This window comes from Bacillus sp. B25(2016b) (assembly GCF_001679765.1).
GTDB classification, from domain to species: Bacteria; Bacillota; Bacilli; order Bacillales; family Bacillaceae_G; genus Bacillus_A; species Bacillus_A thuringiensis_K.
Window position 1 is genome coordinate 3,048,689 of the sequence record NZ_CP016285.1, and the last position, 19,274, is coordinate 3,067,962.

Sequence of the window (19,274 nt, forward strand, 5' to 3'; positions counted from 1 at the left end):
GGAGTGATTATAATGGAAATGAAAAATGTAAAAGGAACGAAAGACTATTTACCAGAGGAACAAGTGTTACGAAATAAAATTAAAAGAGCTTGTGAAGATACATTTGAACGATACGGATGTAAACCGTTAGAAACACCAACGTTAAATATGTATGAGCTTATGTCTTACAAGTACGGTGGTGGTGATGAAATTTTAAAAGAAATATATACGCTTCAGGATCAAGGAAAACGTGACCTTGCCTTACGCTATGATTTAACAATTCCATTCGCAAAAGTCGTTGCAATGAATCCGAACATCCGCCTTCCTTTTAAACGGTATGAAATTGGAAAAGTCTTTCGAGATGGACCAATTAAACAAGGAAGATTTCGTGAGTTCATTCAATGTGACGTTGATATAGTTGGTGTAGAATCAGTCATGGCAGAAGCGGAACTTATGAGTATGGCGTTTGAACTGTTCCGAACGTTAAACTTAGAAGTAACGATCCAATATAATAACAGAAAATTGTTAAACGGTATTCTGGAGTCCATAAACATTCCTACTGAACGAACGAGTGACGTCATTTTATCATTAGATAAAATCGAAAAGATTGGGATTGATGGTGTACGAAAAGATGTACTTGAGCGCGGAATTTCTGAAGAAATGGCTGATACGATATGTAATACCGTTTTATCTTGTCTAAAGCTTTCAATTGCTGACTTTAAAGAAACGTTCAATACTCCACTCGTTGCCGAAGGAGTAAACGAATTACAACAATTACAGCAATATTTAATCGCTCTCGGAATAAATGAAAATGCTATATTCAACCCATTTTTAGCACGAGGACTCACAATGTACACAGGTACCGTATATGAAATCTTTCTAAAAGATGGCTCGATTACATCCAGCATCGGTAGCGGTGGTCGATACGATAATATTATTGGGGCATTCCGTGGCGATAATATGAGCTATCCAACAGTCGGTATTTCATTCGGTTTAGACGTTATTTACACAGCACTGTCGCAGAAAGAAACGATATCATCTACAGCGGATGTATTTATCATCCCACTCGGGACAGAATTACACTGTTTACAAATTGCCCAGCAATTACGTTCTACCACTACCTTAAAAGTCGAACTCGAACTAGCAGGACGCAAATTAAAACGTGCCCTTAATTATGCCAATAAAGAAAACATCCCTTATGTGCTTATTATTGGGGAAGAAGAACTTAGTACAGACACCGTTATGCTGCGGAATATGAAGGAAGGTAGTGAGGTGAAAGTCTCCCTTTCTTCTTTAAGTAGTTATTTATAATACGAACCACCCTCGTTTGGGTGGTTTTTCTATTTTAAAGATAACGAAACCATTAGTTAACATAAAATAATTATATTCTACTAAAAACCATAAGTATTTAATATCCAATCACCTATTAATTTTGGTAATATATAGATATGAATGATTTTAGGAGGATTTACTTTGAAAACCTACATACAAGCACTAAAGTGGACTACAGGGATCTATCACCTTTTATTACTTCCTTGTTATTATGTATTTCCAAGTCTTGTTAACCTAAATGGGATACCTTTGCTACTATTAATTGCTTTACATATCACTACTATTTTATTAGCTAAAAAAGCAGGCATGAATGCGTACCCTCATTATATCGGTATTATCGTTACTCTAGTTGCCTTCTTTCCTTATATAGAAATGGTTCTACATTTTATAGCAGCCTTTTTCCTTTTATTAGATGCTGCTTCTACGAATGCAAAAGAAGTGTATAATTCATAGCTGGATAAAATGAAACTTTAATCAGTAGAGTTTTGAAGTCGGTTAGCAAATTGCAAAATTTACACACTAACTTTATTGTTAACACCCAAAAAGGATTTACTTTTTAAGTAAATCCTTTTTTAATTTCAAATTACTTTCCCTACTCCAGACTAATAAAAGAATATTCTGTTTTATTTTTATAAAATTCTAAATATTTACAATACAACTTAATTATCATACATTTTAGTTATGTAAAAAATCTAAGTTTAAAGGAGATGAATTCATGCTTAAAAAATTAGTAGTAGGTGCATTATTAACTGTTTCATCGTTAACTGGAGGACTAGGATCAGTATCAGCTAGTACCGAAAAAGATTATACGATTTCCTCTTTCGAATATGTAACTGTAGATGAAAAGACTGTTGATTCGTTTAACAAATTGAGTGCTCCATCAAAGGAAGACGTAAAAATAACGCTAGTTCTACCGAAACAAAATCAAAATGGAGACTGGTTATCTTATGGATTTTCGAGCAAAGAAAGTTTAGAGGCTTTTATTGAAAAAGATAAACAAAGGTTGAATAATACAATCACTCCCCTTGGTGTTGAAGGAAGCGGACCTGGTAGTACAGACTTCTATAAACGTACAAATCAAGGTAGCGAGTATTTTTCTCTAAGTAGCGGTTATAAAAACTTGTCTCCTAGTTGGCAAAATCAAATTTCTTCTGTAAGTACAGCATCCCCTACTGCTAGCTATTCAACAACGCTATGGGAACGTACTTCAACTGAAGGATATGGAAAAGGTGTTGTTTTTAAACATGCTGATTGGTATGGTAAAACTGCAAACTTGGCTGCCATTCCAACTTCAGCAGTTGAAGTTAAAAAGTAAAAATACAGAAATAAAAGGTGTCTTCACGTATGGAAAACACCTTTTATTTCTACAACTCTTAACTATTATTTTTCGTATTTCTACTCTCCAAAACTTTCTCCATATTATGAGTTGCCCATTCCATCATTAATAGAATTACTGGACGAAGTGATTCACCAAGCTCGGTTAACGAATATTCTACTTTCGGAGGCACTTCCCGGTATACTTCACGATGTATAATGCCATCTGCTTCGAGTTCTCTCAGCTGCAGTGTTAACATTCTTTGCGTGATATTTGGTTTTAATCTTTTTAATTCATTAAACCGCTTTGTACCATCTAATAAATGATACAAAATAACCCCTTTCCATTTCCCTCCAATGACCTCAACCATCGCTTCAACTGGACAAGAATATTTATTTAAAAATGGGTAATTTATATTATTTTCGTTTGAACAATCCATCATAAGTCCCTTCCCTTACCAATAGTATCTTTTTTGATACTATACCACATAAATGTGCGTACTTGTATCTATGTTACTTTAAAAATATAATTTACTTACAAAATACATTAATGAAAAGAGGAACTTTTATGACAAATACAAAAGAAATTACAAAAGAGAAAATTATGGAGGCATTTCATTTCAGACATGCATGTAAAGAGTTCGATCCTATGCACAAAATTTCAGAAGAGGATTTTCATTTCATTTTAGAAACAGGAAGATTATCTCCTTCTTCTTTTGGATATGAACCTTGGAAATTTATTGTCGTACAAAATAAAGAATTAAGAGAAAAACTACAACCGCATTCATGGGGCGCTGGTGGGCAACTTGCAACAGCTAGTCACTTTGTCATTGTTCTTTCAAGAAACATTAAAGATATGCATTATGATGCAGAGTATATTAAACATATGATGAACGATATTATTGGATTACCTGAAGACACTCAAAAAATTAGATATGAATTCTTCAAAAAGTTCCAGGAAACAGATTTTAACTTATTACAATCCGATCGTGCTGTATTTGATTGGGCATCTAAGCAAACTTATATTGCTTTAGGTAATATGATGACGAGCGCAGCTCAAATCGGTATTGATTCTTGTCCAATAGAAGGATTTGATAAAGAGAAAGTAGCTTCTTTACTTCGACAAGAAGGCATAATCAATGGCGATAACTTTGAAGTATCTGTTATGGTTGCCTTTGGTTACCGTAAAGAAGAGCCAAAACGTGATAAAACAAGACAGACTATGGATACAATTGTTGAATGGATTTAGTAAGATAACACGCGCTCCTTATAGCTGTATACGCATACTAAAGAAGTAGAATTTGATTTTTCCTATGTATGAAATTGATTTTTCATGGAAAACTATATTAGTATGTATGCAGTTTAAACACTCTATTTATTAGAGTTGGACAGGAGGAGAATGAATATGTCTGATATTGAAGTTGGCGAAGTGTTTACTCTTAGTGATGAGAATAACGAAGAGCAAGAAGTAGAAGTACTTGGAGCGATGGATGTCGATGGCGCAGAATATATTGCCGTTGCCTTTGTAGAAGATATCCAAACAGAAACTGAGGAAGACATTGATATTTTCTTTTTAAAAGTAGAAGAAGATAGTGAATTCTCATACATTGAGAATGATGAAGAGTTCGAAAAAGTATCTGCTGCGTTTGAAAAGATTTTGGATGAGCAAGAGCAAGAAGAATAGGAATGAAACACAAGAGGACGGATGCATATCCGCCCTCTTTTTATTTATCCCGCTATTCGCCGGGCAGTAAGAGCCCGATTGGTGAGGGCTGATAATCAGTGGGGGATGGACACCCCCACTGATTAAAGTTTCACTTTATCACGCATCCAAAGACTTATGTAGCAATTTCAGTACATCTTTCATCACAAAAGGACCGTCTTTTTTCACATGTTCCGCAAATTCAGAAACGAGACGTAATGTTTTTACACTTTCAATCGGATGCTCACCTGACGCACTTTCAGCAGAAAGCATAACAGCGTTCGTTCCGTCCAGTACAGCTTGGAACACATCAGTTACTTCAGCTCTTGTTGGAATAGAATGATCTACCATAGATTGAAGCATTTGTGTCGCTATAATAACATATGTATTCGTTCGATTACATTCTTGAATCATCATTTTCTGCAAGAGCGGAATAAATTGATACGGCAACTCTACTCCTAAATCGCCCCTTGCAATCATAATTCCGTCTACTTCTTTACATATATCTTGAAAATTCTCAATCGCTTCCATCGTTTCTATTTTTGCAATTATATTAGGTGACGTTTCTTTATATTGTTGTATATAGTCTCGTATTTCTTTTATATGACTAGGTTTTCGCACGAAAGAACATGCGATATAATCAACATCCTCTTCTAAAAGAAACTGAATGTCTTTTTTGTCTTTCTCTGTAATAGCCGGTAAACTAACGATTGCCCCTGGTAAGTTCACCCCTTTATGTGAGGAGATATTACCACCTGTGTTGACCTTTGTTTCTATTTTATCCGCACTTACCGTTTCAACGATCAACTCAACTTCGCCATCATTAATTAAAATTCTACTTCCCACTTTCACATCATTCGCAATTCCTGCATAATCCACACTTGCTTCTCTATTGCTCCCTGTAACTGCTTGCGTATGTAAAAGAAAAGAATCTCCCGCCTGAAGTGTAATTTGTTCTCCTTTTATTTCACCTAACCTTATTTTAGGACCTTGTACATCGCCTAAAATTTTAATAGTATCATCTAGCGATTTGACTAGACGAATAATATCTTTATGACTTTCATGTGTGCCATGTGATAAATTCAACCGCACTATTTTCATACCATTTCTTATTAATTGCGCTAACGTTTCTTTATTATTACTTGCTGGGCCAATTGTACAAACTCGATCAATTGTCATATTTATTACCCTCCTTTTTCGTTAGAATTCCCATAAACTTTCATTACACTCTCAACATAAAAAAGCCTACTCACAAGTAGGCTTTTAAAACTACGAAAGTTTCGTTAATAACTGAGTTAAATCTTTTTTCGTTTTCATCGTTAATGACTTCATTTTAGCAATATCTATCTTTTCTTTCTCCGCTCCTACAATTAACGGGTACATACTTTGCCCAATTGTTTTATATTCAGCTGGGTGTGATGCTTCTAGCTCTTTCTCAATCACATCCCACTTTTCATTAATTTGTTTTCCAAGTTTATTTACTGTTTCTAATTTCGGATTGGCAGCTAATTGCTTGTCTAAGCTATCAACTAATGCAGCAACTTCTTTGACACTTGTTTTCACAGCTACACTTTTCTTCGGATCTTTCGTTGTTTTTCCGTCTGAGTTTGTACTTGTGCTTTGATCTGCTGTTTTCCCGCTAGTCGTTTGGTCATTCGTTTTTCCTGTCGTTTCTTTTTCTTTTGTTTTCACATTCTCATTTTGAGTTGATGTTTTACCGTTACTTTCTGTTCCTGATGATTCTTTCGTATTTTTTGCATCTTTATCTGTTTTTTCATTTGAAGAAGTATTTGTTTCTTTTTCAGTATCTTTCGTTGTTTTGGACGCTTCATCTGCACTTGTCGTTTTTGCTTCTCCTTCATTTTGCGCTGTTACTTGCTCTTTCTTTTCTGCCTCTTTATCTGCTGATGGACTACAAGCTGCCATAGTAAGCATTGTACCAATTGTTATCGATGCGATAGCGACCTTTTTCATTTTCATATAAATCCCCCTATGTTTACTTTATTTATCCTCCCCTTTACGATTCGATTTCCCCTTAAAAAATCCCTTTTCATACGAATTACCATCTTTCCGACAGTAATCTTCATAATAATACGTACAAAAACTGATAAATCAATTCGAATATTCGAGTTTCTTCTACTTCATTTTTCTGCTCGTAAGTAAAAGAAAAAGAGTATATTGTCACATTAAGAATTACTATCTTCATATGACGATATACTCTTCTATCAAATTTTTATCTTTCTTGACATTTTATTTATACAAAAAAATAAAATTTTCTTTCGTTTTTTGTTTCTCAACATTTGTTAACATAATATTTTTATGAATAACCACCATTCGAGTGAATGACTTGCCCAGTAACCCATTTCGCTTCTTCACTTACTAAAAAAGAAATTAAGCGCGCAGCATCCATTGTTTCTCCAACTCTACCTTGCGGGAACTTCCATACTAAATGATGCTTCAGCTCCTCTGTAATCCATCCTGTATTCGTCGGTCCTGGATCTACAGCATTCACTGTAATCCCCTTCTCCATCGCAACTGGTGCTACTGACTTTGTAAATGCTTCAATTGCCCCTTTCGTTGCTGCATATGCTAGTTCATCTGGCATTGGACCTACTGACTGTCCTGAAGTAAGATTAATAATACTCCCGCCCGTTTTAAGTGAATAATGTTTTATAAACAATGAGCTTAATAACATAGTAGCCCGAACATTAACTGTATAATGTTTATCCAACTGCTCTACATCTAATTCCTCAATTCTCGTATGAATAGAATATACTGCATTATTAACTAGAATAGATGGATCACCTAACCGTTCTGATACCATATAAAACAAACGATTTGGCGAATAAGACTGCGATAAATTGATTTCTGCCATTTCACATCGAACATCGTAACTTTCAATTTCCTCTTTCAGCAAAAAGGGTTCTTGATCACTCATTCCCCATGGCATCGCTTTATCATACTTTGGCCAGTACGTGAAAAAAATGTCTATCCCCTTTTGAGCAAGCACCTTGCATACAGCTGCACCAATTCCATTCAGACGAGTTGCCCCTGTTACAATTGCTATTTTCTTCACCTTTTTCTCCTCCATCTATACACAGATCCCCTGCATGAATACAGAGGATCTATCTTCTTATTGAATATTTGACAGTATACGTTCAGCACCTAATTTTAACATTTTAATAAAAATATAATTTACAATCGTAAACATTACAAATAAAACGATAAACATAACCCACAGTCCGACATGAAGGAAGAAGTATAATACACTTACTCCCCCCACAATAATTAAAGCTATTAAAATATTAACTAAAAAATTCCACAAAGTTGTATATCGACTTTTAAATAATTTCTGCTCTGTATCCCAATGAATATCTGCAGTTTGTGCGTCCCAGCGTGTTCCGATTAAATTAATTAACAATAAACCGTTCGCACTTAATAAGAACCAAAGAACCATAAATACTGGAGAAATTCCCGCTACAACTGCCATCGTAATACCGAATACTGCTAAAATAATTACATTAATTAACCAAGCAGTGATTGCTTTCGCAAAAAAGATATCCGAAGCCTTTACTGGTAAATAACGATTCACAAACCAAGAGCTTCCATCTCGCGAAAATGACGTTGTTGCAATGACGTTACTACCCATTAAAAATAAAGATGCACAAAGGCCAACACCAATTGCAAATCCCGTTGTCTCTGGATTGTTAATATACTCTGTAATAAACTTTAAATTTCCATCTTGCACAAATAAAATAAAGAACAACATAATTGGCATAACGAAAGTTTGTACAATGCAATTTAAGAAAAATTGTGGTGTACGGAATAACGTTTTAAATTCTTTTTTCACATACGCTTTTAAATGCGAACTTTGTACTGTTGATTTCTGTAAACCTTCCGCGGAAATAACTTGTTTCTTTGCTGTACTCGTTGAAAGTCCAATAACCCCTTTTAAATATGTACGCTCTGCAATGTAATAAAACAACACAAAGAAGACAAATGAAATAACTGCAAAGATTATTACATATAAAGGTCCCTTCCAATTTGCATTTTCTACTAATGCCACTGCTCCAAAATATGTAGTTGGAAAATAATTTGTCATTTGTACTAAAAGAGAAGATTGATTATTTACAAGATATTCCGCAGCCCCGTCTCCAGAAAACGCACTTTTATTTCTCCACTGCATAAATACGTTAATTCCTACAATAAATAATATACTTACGATTCCAATAAATATATTTCCTCGATCTTTATTTTTCGCTATATTTGTATACCTCATAATAATTGTCATCAGTAACGAAGCTAATACTAACGGCACGATTGGGAAGAGTAAGTAAATAAAAATCATATATATGTAATATGTAATAAATGCGCCACTTTTTAAACCGTATGTAATGAAGATTGGTAATAAAATAAATGAACTCATTACGTATTGTGTAATTAATACCGTTAAAAATTTTGCCGAAATAATTTGCGCTGGTTTTAATGGTAACGGAAGTAACATTTCAATGTCATTGCTGTAGTAAAATACAGTTAAAATGTTCGTAATACTCATTAAAAATACCCATATACTCGCAATCGCAAGTCCCATTGCGATAATCATTCCTGGATCTTGCCCTAAATGTATCATTCCCTCATACATTGCATGCGTGATAGAACCAAACAGTAAAAAGCCGACAAATAAAATAGCTGCAAATGAAAATACATACGCCCATCGCTTCTTCTTATCTGTTATAAAATCTGCATAATTTAATTTCAATAATACTTTCGTTAACGTCCAAATTTTACTCATTGCCCGTCATCTCCAAGAACATTTTTTCAAGTGATTCATTGGATTTAAAATGATCTCTCATTTCATCTAAATTCCCTTTGAACTGCAAATTCCCCTTATTAATAATCGCGACGCGGTCACATAATTTTTCTGCCACTTCTAATACGTGTGTAGAGAAAAATACAATCTTTCCTTTATCCGCATGCTCTCTCATCATTTCTTTTAAAATATATGCAGATTTCGGATCAAGTCCTGTTAATGGTTCATCTAAAATCCATACATCTGGCTCATGCACGAGCACACCAATAATAACGATTTTTTGTCTCATACCGTGCGAATAACTTTGAATTTGATCAGATAAAGCATTATAAAGATCAAACTTCTTTGCTAAAGATTCTATTCGTTCTTGTCTTACTTCTTTCGGCACTTCATACATATCAGCCATAAAGTTTAAATATTCAATTCCTTTTAAACGTAAAAACATATCTGGACTATCCGGCACATAACCAAACGTCTTCTTCGCTTCCATCGGCTCTTCCATAATATTTTTTCCGTTAATCGTAATAGTCCCTTTGTCCACCCCATGAATACCAGTAATCATCTTAATTGTCGTTGATTTACCGGCACCATTCGGTCCTAAAAATCCAAAGATTTCTCCGCTAGGCACAGATAAACTTAAATCTTTTACTGCATAGGTAGAACCATTATAACTTTTTGACACATTCGTAATTTCAATCATCCCATCCAATCCTTTCCTTAATTACCAAATAACTATATTAACATTATAGCATACTTATATTTTTAGATTTTTGTATTTTTCAGTTTTTAACCTTTAAAATAAATATACAGACCTAACCCAACGATTAAAACGACAGCTAGTATAATATAAATCATCGTAAGTCTTCTAATATTCCCCTTTGTAGATTTACTATAATTTGCATCACCCTTTCGCCCAATTAACACCGTCGCGACTACAGTAATCACTACAAGTAATACAACGATCATAATCCAATTTAGCATACCTTCCTCCCCCTCCTTACAACCATTTTACAATATTATCCTCTTTATTTCGCAGCCTATTTCCTCTTTTTACTATTATTATGAAGCAAACTGGAAAACTATTATTACCATTCCTATTCATATGTGATATATTTATAACATAACGTGATTTATTTCTAACATGATAAGGAGGAACTATCATGAAAACAACTTGGATAAAATATTTAGGATTTCTTGGTTTCTTCGGTTTTCTTGGCTTTTTTTATGGAAAAGGATTGTTTACTATGTTTTGTTTCTTCTCCTTTTTCACCTCATATAGAACGGTTCAACACGATGAACTGTTTGAACAAATCGTTAATAAATCGTGCCGCAATGCCTTTATCGTTACGTTACTAACTACCGCTATCATTATGTTCATTGAAATGTTATTTCCAAACCCGGTGCTACAAGAAATTGATATCGCTCTTATTTTCGGCACACTTATTCTTACGTTCGGATTCTCTATGTTCTTTTACGATAAACCAGTTGATGAAATGGAAGATGCACCATGGCGTTCGTAGCGAAAATAAAAGAATACCGCGCCAAATTGAACATGACGCAAGAAGATTTAGCGAAACAAGTTGGTGTACGTCGTGAAACAATTAGCCATCTCGAAAAAGGTAAATACAATCCTTCCTTACAACTTGCTCACGATATAGCGAAGGCACTACATAGTACGATTGATGAGATTTTTATTTTTGAGGATTGATTAAAGGCATCCAGTCACAAGAATCACATAAAAAATACCGTCATTCTTTCCAAGACGAATGACGGTATTTCTCATTGATTATCCATATAAAACCGCATGAAATATGCCTAATAGTAAGTATTGATCCTGCATGTAATCTTCATCATATACTTTCATCTCAATGTAATACATATCTTCCTCAAGACGAATATTCCAATCTGCAATTACATAGCCTTTTCGTAATAACTTTCCCATTCCAAATGAAGTTTTATGAACAACATATTCTTCTGCCTTATATGTAAAGGTAAATAAGAAATTTGCATCCAATAACTTTCCGTCACATACAAGTATTTCATGCTCTACATCATTATTATCTTTGTACGTTACTAAAATCCTTCTTTGGCGCTGCCTACTTACATCCTTTGCAATGACGCGAATATTTCCCTTACTATCCTTTATTTCATAAATGATATTACTACCAATTTTCGGAATAAAATCCAGCACTCTCATCAACGTATTTTTATAATAGCCCCGTACTACGCCTACTTGCTCGCTTCCATTATAAACCTCTATCGGCGTCGTATCTGCTTTGCTGTCACACGGTCGTTTGTAAGAGAGCTGCATCATTTGCTCTCCTCTTAAGTACTGATCAAATGTCACAGGATATTCTATCATGCGCAGTTCTTTATTTAGCTCATACAAATAGCGTTGAACACTCTCTATTAATGTTGTAGTAGCTATACGCTCTTGCAGTTCAAATTCTTGCCAGCTGGAAGAAACATTCCATTGATTATGATCCTCTTCATAGAAGAAACCAAGAATTACCTCTTCACGGTTAGCCGTTTCATATTTCATAGGCACGTTCTGCCCATGTTGAACTTGTTCCATCCACTGACCTAAATAAATGCCCAGCTCTGCAACCTTTATACATGATTTTTGAAAAAATACGCTGTCACTCGCGCAAATCGTTACATCTCCTTCGATAAAACCCTTTGAATAAGCATCATACCGTGACTCATCCTTCTGCGGGAGATTCTTGTCTAACTCAAATAAAAACGTTAACATCCTTTATTCACCTCTAGTTGTTACACTAATCATACATGACATCGCATCACTCTGAGAAACTATTTATATACGTATATTTAATTCACGCATTATAACACGTGAATGACCTTGTATAGTAGCGTTATTTTTTGTTCTATATCTTAGTATATGAACTTATATCATCGATTTTTCAAATATATCTATCACAACTCACAATATATCAACGATTTTTTCAATATATCTATCACAACTCACAATATATCAACGATTTTTTCAATATATCTATCACAACTCACAATATATCAACGATTTTTTCAATATATCGATTTTTCGACAAATATCAGCACAATTAAAATGAAACTACCTTTTCTTCCGCCATTTCTACAATTTCTAAAATTTGTAGCAGACTCTCCACTTCATAAGTCGGATTAACACTCGTCTTATTCTCTTTCAAACTCGGATTATACCAACACGTATCAATGCCGTAATCTTCTCCGCCTTTCATATCAGAAGTTAACGAATCTCCAACTATTAGTACACTTGATTTATCAGTAATCCCAAACTTTTCAAACGCATAATCAAAAATCTCACGCGCTGGTTTTTGATGACCAACTTCTTCAGAAATAATAATGTGATCAAAGAAATTACATAAAGGTGAATTTCCGATTCTTGATTGTTGCACCTTCGTATATCCATTCGTAATAATACCTAACTTGCAATCTTGTAGATTTTCACATAATTGCACTGCACCTTCTATAAGATGTACTTCTTTTCCTAAGTTTTCAAGATATGCATCACTAAATTGCTGTGCATCTACTTTTATATTATGAAGGGCAAATAATTGTCTAAATCGATCTACCGCTAATTCACTTAGCGTAATCATTTTATTTTCTAAATCTCTCCATAATCCATTACTAATCTCTTTATAACTTGCAAGATAATCAGTATACCCTGTAGGCATACCGAACTGTACAAACGCATTATGTAATGCGTATTTTTCCGTTTCAGGGAAATCTAATAATGTATCGTCTACGTCGAATAATATAACTTTATATTTCATTATGCTCTCCTCAACTAGTACGTTATTTACAACTTGTATTTTCTCATTAATCAACTCTTAAGTCGAATTTTTTCTTTTACGAACAGCTACTATCCAAAGATCTTACAGCTGTTTAAAACACATGAGTCATGTTATTCAAAAATAATTAATTGTGAAAATACTATAAATTTGAGATAATTTGGATAATAGATTCAAATTATAAACTGGCAATCCAGAAACTGTATTACTCTAGTTCTTATAGGAAGGGAGCGGAAAAATATAGTAAATTCATGGGAAAGACCTAAAATAAAAATCCCAAAAACAAAAAGTGAATGGGGTGGAGATATTATTGGATATTCATTGTTCTTTGGATCCATCATTTTTTTGATTATCATTTGGGGAAGATTACCTGAGGAAGTACCCGCACATTATAACGCATATGGGGCTGTAGATCGTTGGGGATCAAAGTGGGAGCTTTTACTTCTACCAGGAATAGGAGCATTCATACTCCTTCTCATGCAGACTTTAGAAAAGTTTCCAGAAGTTCATAACTACCCAAAAAGATTTAATGAATCAAATGCGAAGCAGTTTTATTTAAACAGCAGAAAAATGCTTAATCAATTAAAAAATGTCTGTTTACTTATTTTTGCTTTCATCCAATTTGAAACAATTTCAATAGCGCTAGATTGGAGCGGCGGTTTTGGAAAATGATTTTTACCGATATTATTAATTGGGACAGCTATTCCAATTATTATAGGCATAATAAGGCAACGAAAAATTTCATAATGCGGACAACGATATTCGGTTATCCATCATTTTATGGAATAACATGATATCAACAATAAGAAAAGGAGGCTAATCCAATCAGCCTCCCGAATTCTTATTTATCCTCTAACAATAACACTTTCATTTCCTCTAACGACTCTTTCGTAAAGCCAAGTGCTTTTTCAGCATACGCTTCAACTGAACCATATTGCTTTTTCACTTCATCAATCGCAGCTTGTAAATACTCAGCACGAGCTTCGAACATCGCACCTAATATCGCTCTACTCTCATCGTTTTGTAGTTTTGCACCTAAAAAGGCCATCATTTTCTCGTTTAACTTTTCACGGAAACCGTTACTTAGTAAATAATCTTCCATTACTGTTTTCTCTGGTACACCTAGTAAAAGTAATAATAATGCTGATCCAAATCCAGTACGGTCTTTTCCAGCTGTACAGTGGTTTACTAACGGTAAGTTTTCCGGGTTTTGCGCTAAGTTTAAGAAGCTTACGAACGCCTCGTTACCACTTACGAAATCTTGATTCATTTTTACAAGGTATTCGCCTGGTTTCCCTAACATAGAAAGGTCACCAACTTGGAAAAACTCATTTATATTCAAGTCTTTCGCTAAATCTTGCATAACTGGTAAGCACACTTGACGAGCTCCTGTAATCTCAGGGTTTGGCTTATGCTTCACTTCGAAGTCTGTACGGTAATCACAAATTAACTTTAAGCCAGACTTTTGTAAATACTCAATATCCCACTCTGTTAATCCTGCTAACTCTTCAGAACGGTACAACTTGCCCCATTTTACTTTACGGCCTTCAAGCGTTTCATACCCTCCCATATCACGGAAGTTAAACGCGCCTTGTAATGGCAGTCTACGCTCAGCTACTGTCACTGCTTGTCCATTACTACCTATTAGTCTAAAATATGGACGCTCATTTTCACTTAAATTTCCAATTGTATATGATGATTCTCCATTTACCATTGCAAGTAACTCCCCATTTTCTTCAATATGATCTGGTGAAGTACTCCAATAAATGCGAACTTCTTCTATATTATCTTCCCACTTTATATGTAACGTATTCGTTTCATTTCTTTCTACAGTTGCTTGTAGCCCATGTCTTTGCTGCTCCATTCTTTCACCAACGCTTTCTTCGTATAGTCTAATCCTTCTCTATTTTATTATAGGAATATCTACTTTGTCGTTCTCATTTTTCTTTTTATCTTACAAAGAGACAAAAAGTTCTTTTACTTGTTCAAAATTTGTACATGGATTCCCTCGAAATACGTATGCGATTTGTTCATTACCGAGATTTTCATATACAACTGTTCCGCGATCAGGGTGCGAATAAAACTCTAACCCGTTTATAATTTGTTTTGGGCCATAGTTCATTATCCATGAAGAAACAGGATAATACGCTTTGTTTTTATGTCTACAAACCCAAAGTGCATATAGTTTATTAACTTCGTCCCAGTATACATACTGCGTTTCGTCATTTCCAAAACCGACCGATTCAAGTTTCCAACTCAGCTTTTTATGAATTGATAACTTTACATAGCGTATGTTATCTGGATCATTCCACTCACGACATCTTCCTATCTCACCCATTTCACCTCTCTTAGCTTGAAAGCTTAATAAGTAAAATGGTGTATGTAATATCGTTTTCGCAAACTCTGTATGTACCGGTTGTAATCCGAGTAGAAACCTTTCCATTTCGCCTAGGTTTACATATCCATGATCAACAGAAATTTCAACTTGTGTTTTCCATGTAGATGTAACGTAACTTTCTTTTCCTTTATAATTTACACCTTTTTAATACACAAGCTTTTTATATTGAAAACAATCCCCTTTTGCTTGAGAAATACAGGTATCTGGAAATACTGGCTCCATTATATCGAGAAAAAACTCCTTTACTCGAAACATTCCAGTTGGAGTATCAATCTGAAACCAAACAGTTTCCCACTTTTCACCTTCAAAACGTTCTGAAACTTTTTCAATCCTCCACCCTTCTAACAACACATTTGGATACAGTAAAACGAATGAATGCATGGATTGTTTTAACATATATACCCCTCCCACTAAATGAGTTCGAGAGAGTACATCATTCACCCTCCTAAAACTCCCTCACATACCGCTCAGTACAACTCAGCAACTGACATCCATTCTTTTCAAAAACATCCTTCATCCACTCATTTTTCATATTTGTCTCACCAATATAATAAGATGCACCTATTTCCTTTAAGACAAACAACGCACCTGCAAATAATGCAGCTTCATATCCCTTATTACGCATATTTGGAGTAACTGCGAAGTACATAAGTTTCCCTTCTTCTAACGTACCTCTTTCAATATGCGGGATTACAATTCCTATCGGCTTTTCATCGACATTCGCTGTTAAGCAATGTTCTTTCCATTGCTCACCAATTTCTTGTAGCATCATATGCACAAATTGATCATGAACGACTGGTTCTCCCGTCGCTTCATTCCACAGTGAATAAAAAGCCTCTTCCCCTACTTCTTCAATTAACTTAAAATCAACTTCACTTTCTATATCTTCTACTTCGTATATATCTTTAAATACAATCATGCTTTCCGTAACATATTCAAATGAATACGTTTCAAAACATTTTTTATACACATCATAATTTGGGCTTTTTGAAGAAATTTCAAAATGTAATTTTTCTAATCCATCTTTTTCAGCTTCGGCAACGCAATACTGCATCATTCCCTCTAATTGCTCTTCTGTAAAAACCTCTGCATTATTTTCTTTTATCATAATAGAAGAAGCACTTCTTCTTATTTTAAAATGTTTTTCTAACTGTTCTATCGTCGTCATATTCTTCCCTCATCTATATCATACTCGAATTTCTAATCGTTCTCCTTGCATGAGCAGGATTGTCCTTGAATATATAGAATACTAGAAAAGATCGCATCTTTAAAGTGCGGAGGAGGTTCTCCAGTGGATATTACAGCATTGCAACAACAATTAGAGCTTATACAACAAAATGACTATACGCAACTACAGCATATAGATGTAAATGAGTTAACTTTGAACATGCTTCAGTATATCGGAACGACTGATAGCTACGTTCGTTACCAACTTATATATAAATGTTTTGCGCATTTCATTCATCATGAATTCCTTATGGACGATCAGCTGAAATTACTTCTGCAAACTTGTTTAAGTGATGAGTATTTATATTGTGACATTTACTCCCCACATACAGATGGGGTTTTCACACGTTCTTACACTGTTTCGTTAATTGCGTTAATACTCCAATTCGCTAATTCGCACTACTTTTGTACAGAGGAGGATATCGAAGAAATAAAAAATAAACTCATTACATACACAAACTTAGAAACGGATTTTCGGGGCTATATCGAAAATAAAGGATGGGCTCATTGTCTTGCTCATGTATCTGATGCCTTTACTGAAATTGTTCATAATACGTATACAACTTTTGAATGGTACGAAGAATTAATTCATTGTTTATTAAATAAAATCTTTATTCCATCTGACCTTTTTCATAATAACGAAGATGAGCGCATTGTTACGCCATTACTAGCAATGCTGTATCATGATTTTCCTCAAAACGAGTTAATTTCTATTATTCATAAAAAAATAAAAAGGCTTCCTCAAATTAGAAAACGCCTTTCGCTTAATGAGTATTGTATTTTATGTGCCAATATTAAAACCTTTTTACGCACATTATTTTTCAGAACAAAAGATGACCATAACTTAGCCTTTACAGCACGTAAAACAGAAAGAATGTTAAAAGAACTTCCTAACTATTATTAAATACAAGGAGCAATGACATGGGTTATATTGAAGATATGAGAAATCTAGTAGGAAATCATCCACTTATTTTAATAGGATCACACGCCATTATATTAAATGAAAAAGATGAAGTATTGCTGCAACTCCGTACAGATTTTAAACGCTGGGGCATTATTGGTGGTGCCCTAGAATATAACGAAACGTTAGAAGATGCTTTAAAACGAGAAGTGTTTGAAGAAACTGGACTTATTATTAAAAATCCAGAACTATTCCGTACATACTCAGGGCCAGACTTCTTTCAAATCTATCCAAACGGCGATCAAGTACACGGTGTACTCGTTGTTTATATTTGCCGAGAATTTCATGGTGAACTTGTATGCGATCAAAGTGAATCAAAAGAACTACGCTTCTTTTCACTTGATAAATTACCTAATAATCTTCCTCCTGTTATTGAGAGGATTATTACAGATTATCTAAAAAAATAAGGGAACGCTTAACGTTCCCTCTCAAATCCAATCTGCTTTTTAATTTCCGCTAAATTTACCTTCGCAATAGCACGTGCCCGCTCAGCACCTTTTTCTAACGCTTCATATAATAAATTTGGCTCATTCATATACATTGCGTATTTCTCCCGAGGTCCAGCTAACTCACGATCTACAACGCGAAATAACTCTTTTTTAACATCGCCCCATCCGATTCCAGTCTCATATTTTTCACGTAATGACTGTACTTCGTCTTCTGTCGCAAATTCTTTATAAATTGTAAATAAGGTTTCTAGTTCTTTCGGTTCATTTGGAAGTGAAGAATCTGTTTTGATTTTAAATATTAATTTTCGTAGTTTTTCTTGCTCTGCAAATAATGGGATCACATTTCCGTAACTTTTACTCATCTTCCTTCCGTCAAGACCAGGTAAAATAGCTCCTTCTTCTTGTATGACATACTCTGGAAGTGTAAATGTCGTGCCAAATGTATGATTAAAATACGTCGCAATATCACGAGCAATTTCAATATGCTGAATTTGGTCTTTTCCAACTGGTACATGAGTAGCTTGAAATAATAATATGTCAGCTGCCATTAAAATCGGGTACGTGTATAACCCCATATTCACTCCCGCATCGACCTCTAACCCTGCTTCTTTATTTTGCTCCGCCTTCGCTTTATACGCATGAGCACGGTTCATAAGACCTTTCGGAGTTAGGCAAGCTAAAATCCAAGCTAATTCTAGAATCTCCGGCACTTCCGTTTGTCGATAAAAAATCACATCTTCTCCAAGTCCAAGCGATAGCCAAGTAGCTGCTACCTCTTTCGTATAACTACTAAACTGACTCGGATCATGCACAGCATTTAATGCATGATAATCAGCTATAAAGTACAATGCTTTTCCTTCATTATTCTTTGACATTTGTAATGCAGGTTTAATCGCACCAATATAATTTCCTAAATGCGGATAACCTGTCGGCTTAATTCCTGTTAACATTATTTTGTCACTCATCCTAACTCCTCCTTTCTCAAAATAAAAAGAGCCCCTCATCCTTAAAAAAGGACGAGAGACTCCCGCGGTACCACCTTAATTAGCTATCATGAATAGCTCACTTCAACTTCTTAACGTGAAGCAACCGTCTTTACTTACTCATTTCAGTTAGAAGCTCCAGAGCCCATTCCACATTCATCCCTTACTGATTCCCACCATATCATACATCAGCTCTCTGAAAAGTTTCGAATATGTACTCTTCTCTTTCATCGCTTTTCATTATTTTTTACAGTTTATCACATTTCACTTCTAAACAAACCAAAATTTTCTACTTTATATAGCAGGAATT

The 19,274-nt window shown here is 34.6% G+C and carries 21 protein-coding genes, 2 pseudogenes and 1 other annotated feature; of the genes and pseudogenes, 10 read left to right on the forward strand and 13 right to left on the reverse strand.

The features are described 5' to 3' along the window. Window positions 1-12: 12 nt before the first annotated feature. The 3 genes from BAQ53_RS15515 (at window position 13) to BAQ53_RS15525 (ending at window position 2,626) form a co-directional block, all read left to right on the forward strand. A complete protein-coding gene (locus tag BAQ53_RS15515; RefSeq protein ID WP_208905756.1) occupies window positions 13-1,290 on the forward strand; it encodes a histidine--tRNA ligase in 1,278 nt (425 codons plus the stop codon). 162 nt (window positions 1,291-1,452) lie between these two features. Continuing rightward, the gene (locus BAQ53_RS15520) at window positions 1,453-1,764 is read left to right on the forward strand and encodes a hypothetical protein (protein WP_208905758.1); all 312 of its coding nucleotides are present in this window, start codon (window positions 1,453-1,455) and stop codon (window positions 1,762-1,764) included. A 262-nt stretch (window positions 1,765-2,026) separates the two neighbouring features. Beyond that, entirely contained in the window at window positions 2,027-2,626 is a 600-nt protein-coding gene (locus tag BAQ53_RS15525; protein WP_087984158.1) for a hypothetical protein, read from the forward strand. Window positions 2,627-2,684: 58 nt separating this feature from the next. Here the strand turns inward: BAQ53_RS15525 and BAQ53_RS15530 are convergent, their stop codons facing one another. Further along, entirely contained in the window at window positions 2,685-3,065 is a 381-nt protein-coding gene (locus BAQ53_RS15530) for a winged helix-turn-helix transcriptional regulator (protein ID WP_016080914.1), read from the reverse strand. Window positions 3,066-3,193: 128 nt separating this feature from the next. Between BAQ53_RS15530 and BAQ53_RS15535 the strand changes: the two genes are divergently transcribed. After that, the gene (locus BAQ53_RS15535; protein WP_208905760.1) at window positions 3,194-3,874 is read left to right on the forward strand and encodes an NAD(P)H-dependent oxidoreductase; all 681 of its coding nucleotides are present in this window, start codon (window positions 3,194-3,196) and stop codon (window positions 3,872-3,874) included. 150 nt (window positions 3,875-4,024) lie between these two features. Next, window positions 4,025-4,309, forward strand: coding sequence for a DUF1292 domain-containing protein (locus tag BAQ53_RS15540; protein WP_166703313.1), 285 nt, complete (start codon window positions 4,025-4,027; stop codon window positions 4,307-4,309). 138 nt (window positions 4,310-4,447) lie between these two features. On the opposite strand, the gene BAQ53_RS15545 is transcribed toward BAQ53_RS15540, so the two are convergent. The 6 genes from BAQ53_RS15545 to BAQ53_RS15570 form a co-directional block, all read right to left on the reverse strand. Next, entirely contained in the window at window positions 4,448-5,506 is a 1,059-nt protein-coding gene (locus tag BAQ53_RS15545; protein ID WP_208905762.1) for a pyruvate kinase, read from the reverse strand. Window positions 5,507-5,596: 90 nt separating this feature from the next. Beyond that, window positions 5,597-6,307 (reverse strand): hypothetical protein, encoded by a 711-nt coding sequence (locus BAQ53_RS15550; protein WP_208905764.1) that lies wholly within the window; start codon window positions 6,305-6,307, stop codon window positions 5,597-5,599. Between the two features lie 337 nt (window positions 6,308-6,644). Then, complete coding sequence (locus BAQ53_RS15555) at window positions 6,645-7,403, reverse strand: SDR family oxidoreductase (protein WP_002164101.1); 759 nt, start codon at window positions 7,401-7,403, stop codon at window positions 6,645-6,647. 57 nt (window positions 7,404-7,460) lie between these two features. Next, window positions 7,461-9,119: a putative ABC transporter permease subunit gene (locus tag BAQ53_RS15560; RefSeq protein WP_000036868.1), complete on the reverse strand. Its 1,659-nt coding sequence runs from the start codon at window positions 9,117-9,119 to the stop codon at window positions 7,461-7,463. After that, entirely contained in the window at window positions 9,112-9,837 is a 726-nt protein-coding gene (locus BAQ53_RS15565) for an ABC transporter ATP-binding protein (protein ID WP_000570206.1), read from the reverse strand. The genes BAQ53_RS15560 and BAQ53_RS15565 overlap by 8 nt, the downstream gene beginning before the upstream one ends. An 86-nt stretch (window positions 9,838-9,923) precedes the next feature. Next, entirely contained in the window at window positions 9,924-10,118 is a 195-nt protein-coding gene (locus tag BAQ53_RS15570) for a hypothetical protein (protein WP_000935864.1), read from the reverse strand. 179 nt (window positions 10,119-10,297) lie between these two features. Here BAQ53_RS15570 and BAQ53_RS15575 point away from each other — a divergent pair, with 179 nt between their 5' ends. Both BAQ53_RS15575 and BAQ53_RS15580 read left to right on the forward strand, forming a co-directional pair. Continuing rightward, the gene (locus BAQ53_RS15575) at window positions 10,298-10,657 is read left to right on the forward strand and encodes a DUF3796 domain-containing protein (RefSeq protein ID WP_074593369.1); all 360 of its coding nucleotides are present in this window, start codon (window positions 10,298-10,300) and stop codon (window positions 10,655-10,657) included. Continuing rightward, window positions 10,645-10,845, forward strand: a complete 201-nt coding sequence (locus BAQ53_RS15580) for a helix-turn-helix transcriptional regulator (RefSeq protein ID WP_208905767.1) — start codon at window positions 10,645-10,647, stop codon at window positions 10,843-10,845. The genes BAQ53_RS15575 and BAQ53_RS15580 overlap by 13 nt, the downstream gene beginning before the upstream one ends. A gap of 78 nt (window positions 10,846-10,923) precedes the next feature. Here BAQ53_RS15580 and BAQ53_RS15585 read toward each other — a convergent pair whose 3' ends face one another. Both BAQ53_RS15585 and BAQ53_RS15590 read right to left on the reverse strand, forming a co-directional pair. Beyond that, the gene (locus BAQ53_RS15585) at window positions 10,924-11,889 is read right to left on the reverse strand and encodes a tubby C-terminal domain-like protein (protein ID WP_208905769.1); all 966 of its coding nucleotides are present in this window, start codon (window positions 11,887-11,889) and stop codon (window positions 10,924-10,926) included. A gap of 328 nt (window positions 11,890-12,217) precedes the next feature. Beyond that, window positions 12,218-12,928 carry a YjjG family noncanonical pyrimidine nucleotidase gene (locus BAQ53_RS15590; RefSeq protein WP_208905770.1) on the reverse strand — a complete coding sequence of 237 codons (711 nt, stop codon included), beginning with the start codon at window positions 12,926-12,928 and terminating at the stop codon, window positions 12,218-12,220. Between the two features lie 339 nt (window positions 12,929-13,267). Here BAQ53_RS15590 and BAQ53_RS15595 point away from each other — a divergent pair. Beyond that, window positions 13,268-13,693, forward strand: a pseudogene (locus BAQ53_RS15595) (DUF1648 domain-containing protein). A 94-nt stretch (window positions 13,694-13,787) separates the two neighbouring features. Here BAQ53_RS15595 and BAQ53_RS15600 read toward each other — a convergent pair. From BAQ53_RS15600 to BAQ53_RS15610, 3 genes and pseudogenes are all read right to left on the reverse strand, one after another. Beyond that, window positions 13,788-14,810, reverse strand: coding sequence for a tyrosine-protein phosphatase (locus BAQ53_RS15600; protein WP_208905772.1), 1,023 nt, complete (start codon window positions 14,808-14,810; stop codon window positions 13,788-13,790). 90 nt (window positions 14,811-14,900) lie between these two features. After that, window positions 14,901-15,740 (reverse strand): annotated as a pseudogene (locus BAQ53_RS15605) (hypothetical protein). A 49-nt stretch (window positions 15,741-15,789) separates the two neighbouring features. After that, entirely contained in the window at window positions 15,790-16,512 is a 723-nt protein-coding gene (locus BAQ53_RS15610; protein ID WP_000207421.1) for a GNAT family N-acetyltransferase, read from the reverse strand. Between the two features lie 123 nt (window positions 16,513-16,635). Here BAQ53_RS15610 and BAQ53_RS15615 point away from each other — a divergent pair, with 123 nt between their 5' ends. Together BAQ53_RS15615 and BAQ53_RS15620 are read left to right on the forward strand one after the other, a co-directional pair. After that, window positions 16,636-17,475 carry a DUF2785 domain-containing protein gene (locus BAQ53_RS15615; protein ID WP_000355454.1) on the forward strand — a complete coding sequence of 280 codons (840 nt, stop codon included), beginning with the start codon at window positions 16,636-16,638 and terminating at the stop codon, window positions 17,473-17,475. 17 nt (window positions 17,476-17,492) lie between these two features. Continuing rightward, window positions 17,493-17,939: an NUDIX hydrolase gene (locus BAQ53_RS15620; protein ID WP_000540455.1), complete on the forward strand. Its 447-nt coding sequence runs from the start codon at window positions 17,493-17,495 to the stop codon at window positions 17,937-17,939. A gap of 8 nt (window positions 17,940-17,947) precedes the next feature. Here the strand turns inward: BAQ53_RS15620 and BAQ53_RS15625 are convergent, their stop codons facing one another. Further along, window positions 17,948-18,946, reverse strand: a complete 999-nt coding sequence (locus BAQ53_RS15625) for a tryptophan--tRNA ligase (RefSeq protein WP_208905774.1) — start codon at window positions 18,944-18,946, stop codon at window positions 17,948-17,950. Between the two features lie 44 nt (window positions 18,947-18,990). Next, window positions 18,991-19,204: a binding site (T-box leader), on the reverse strand. Window positions 19,205-19,274: the final 70 nt, after the last annotated feature.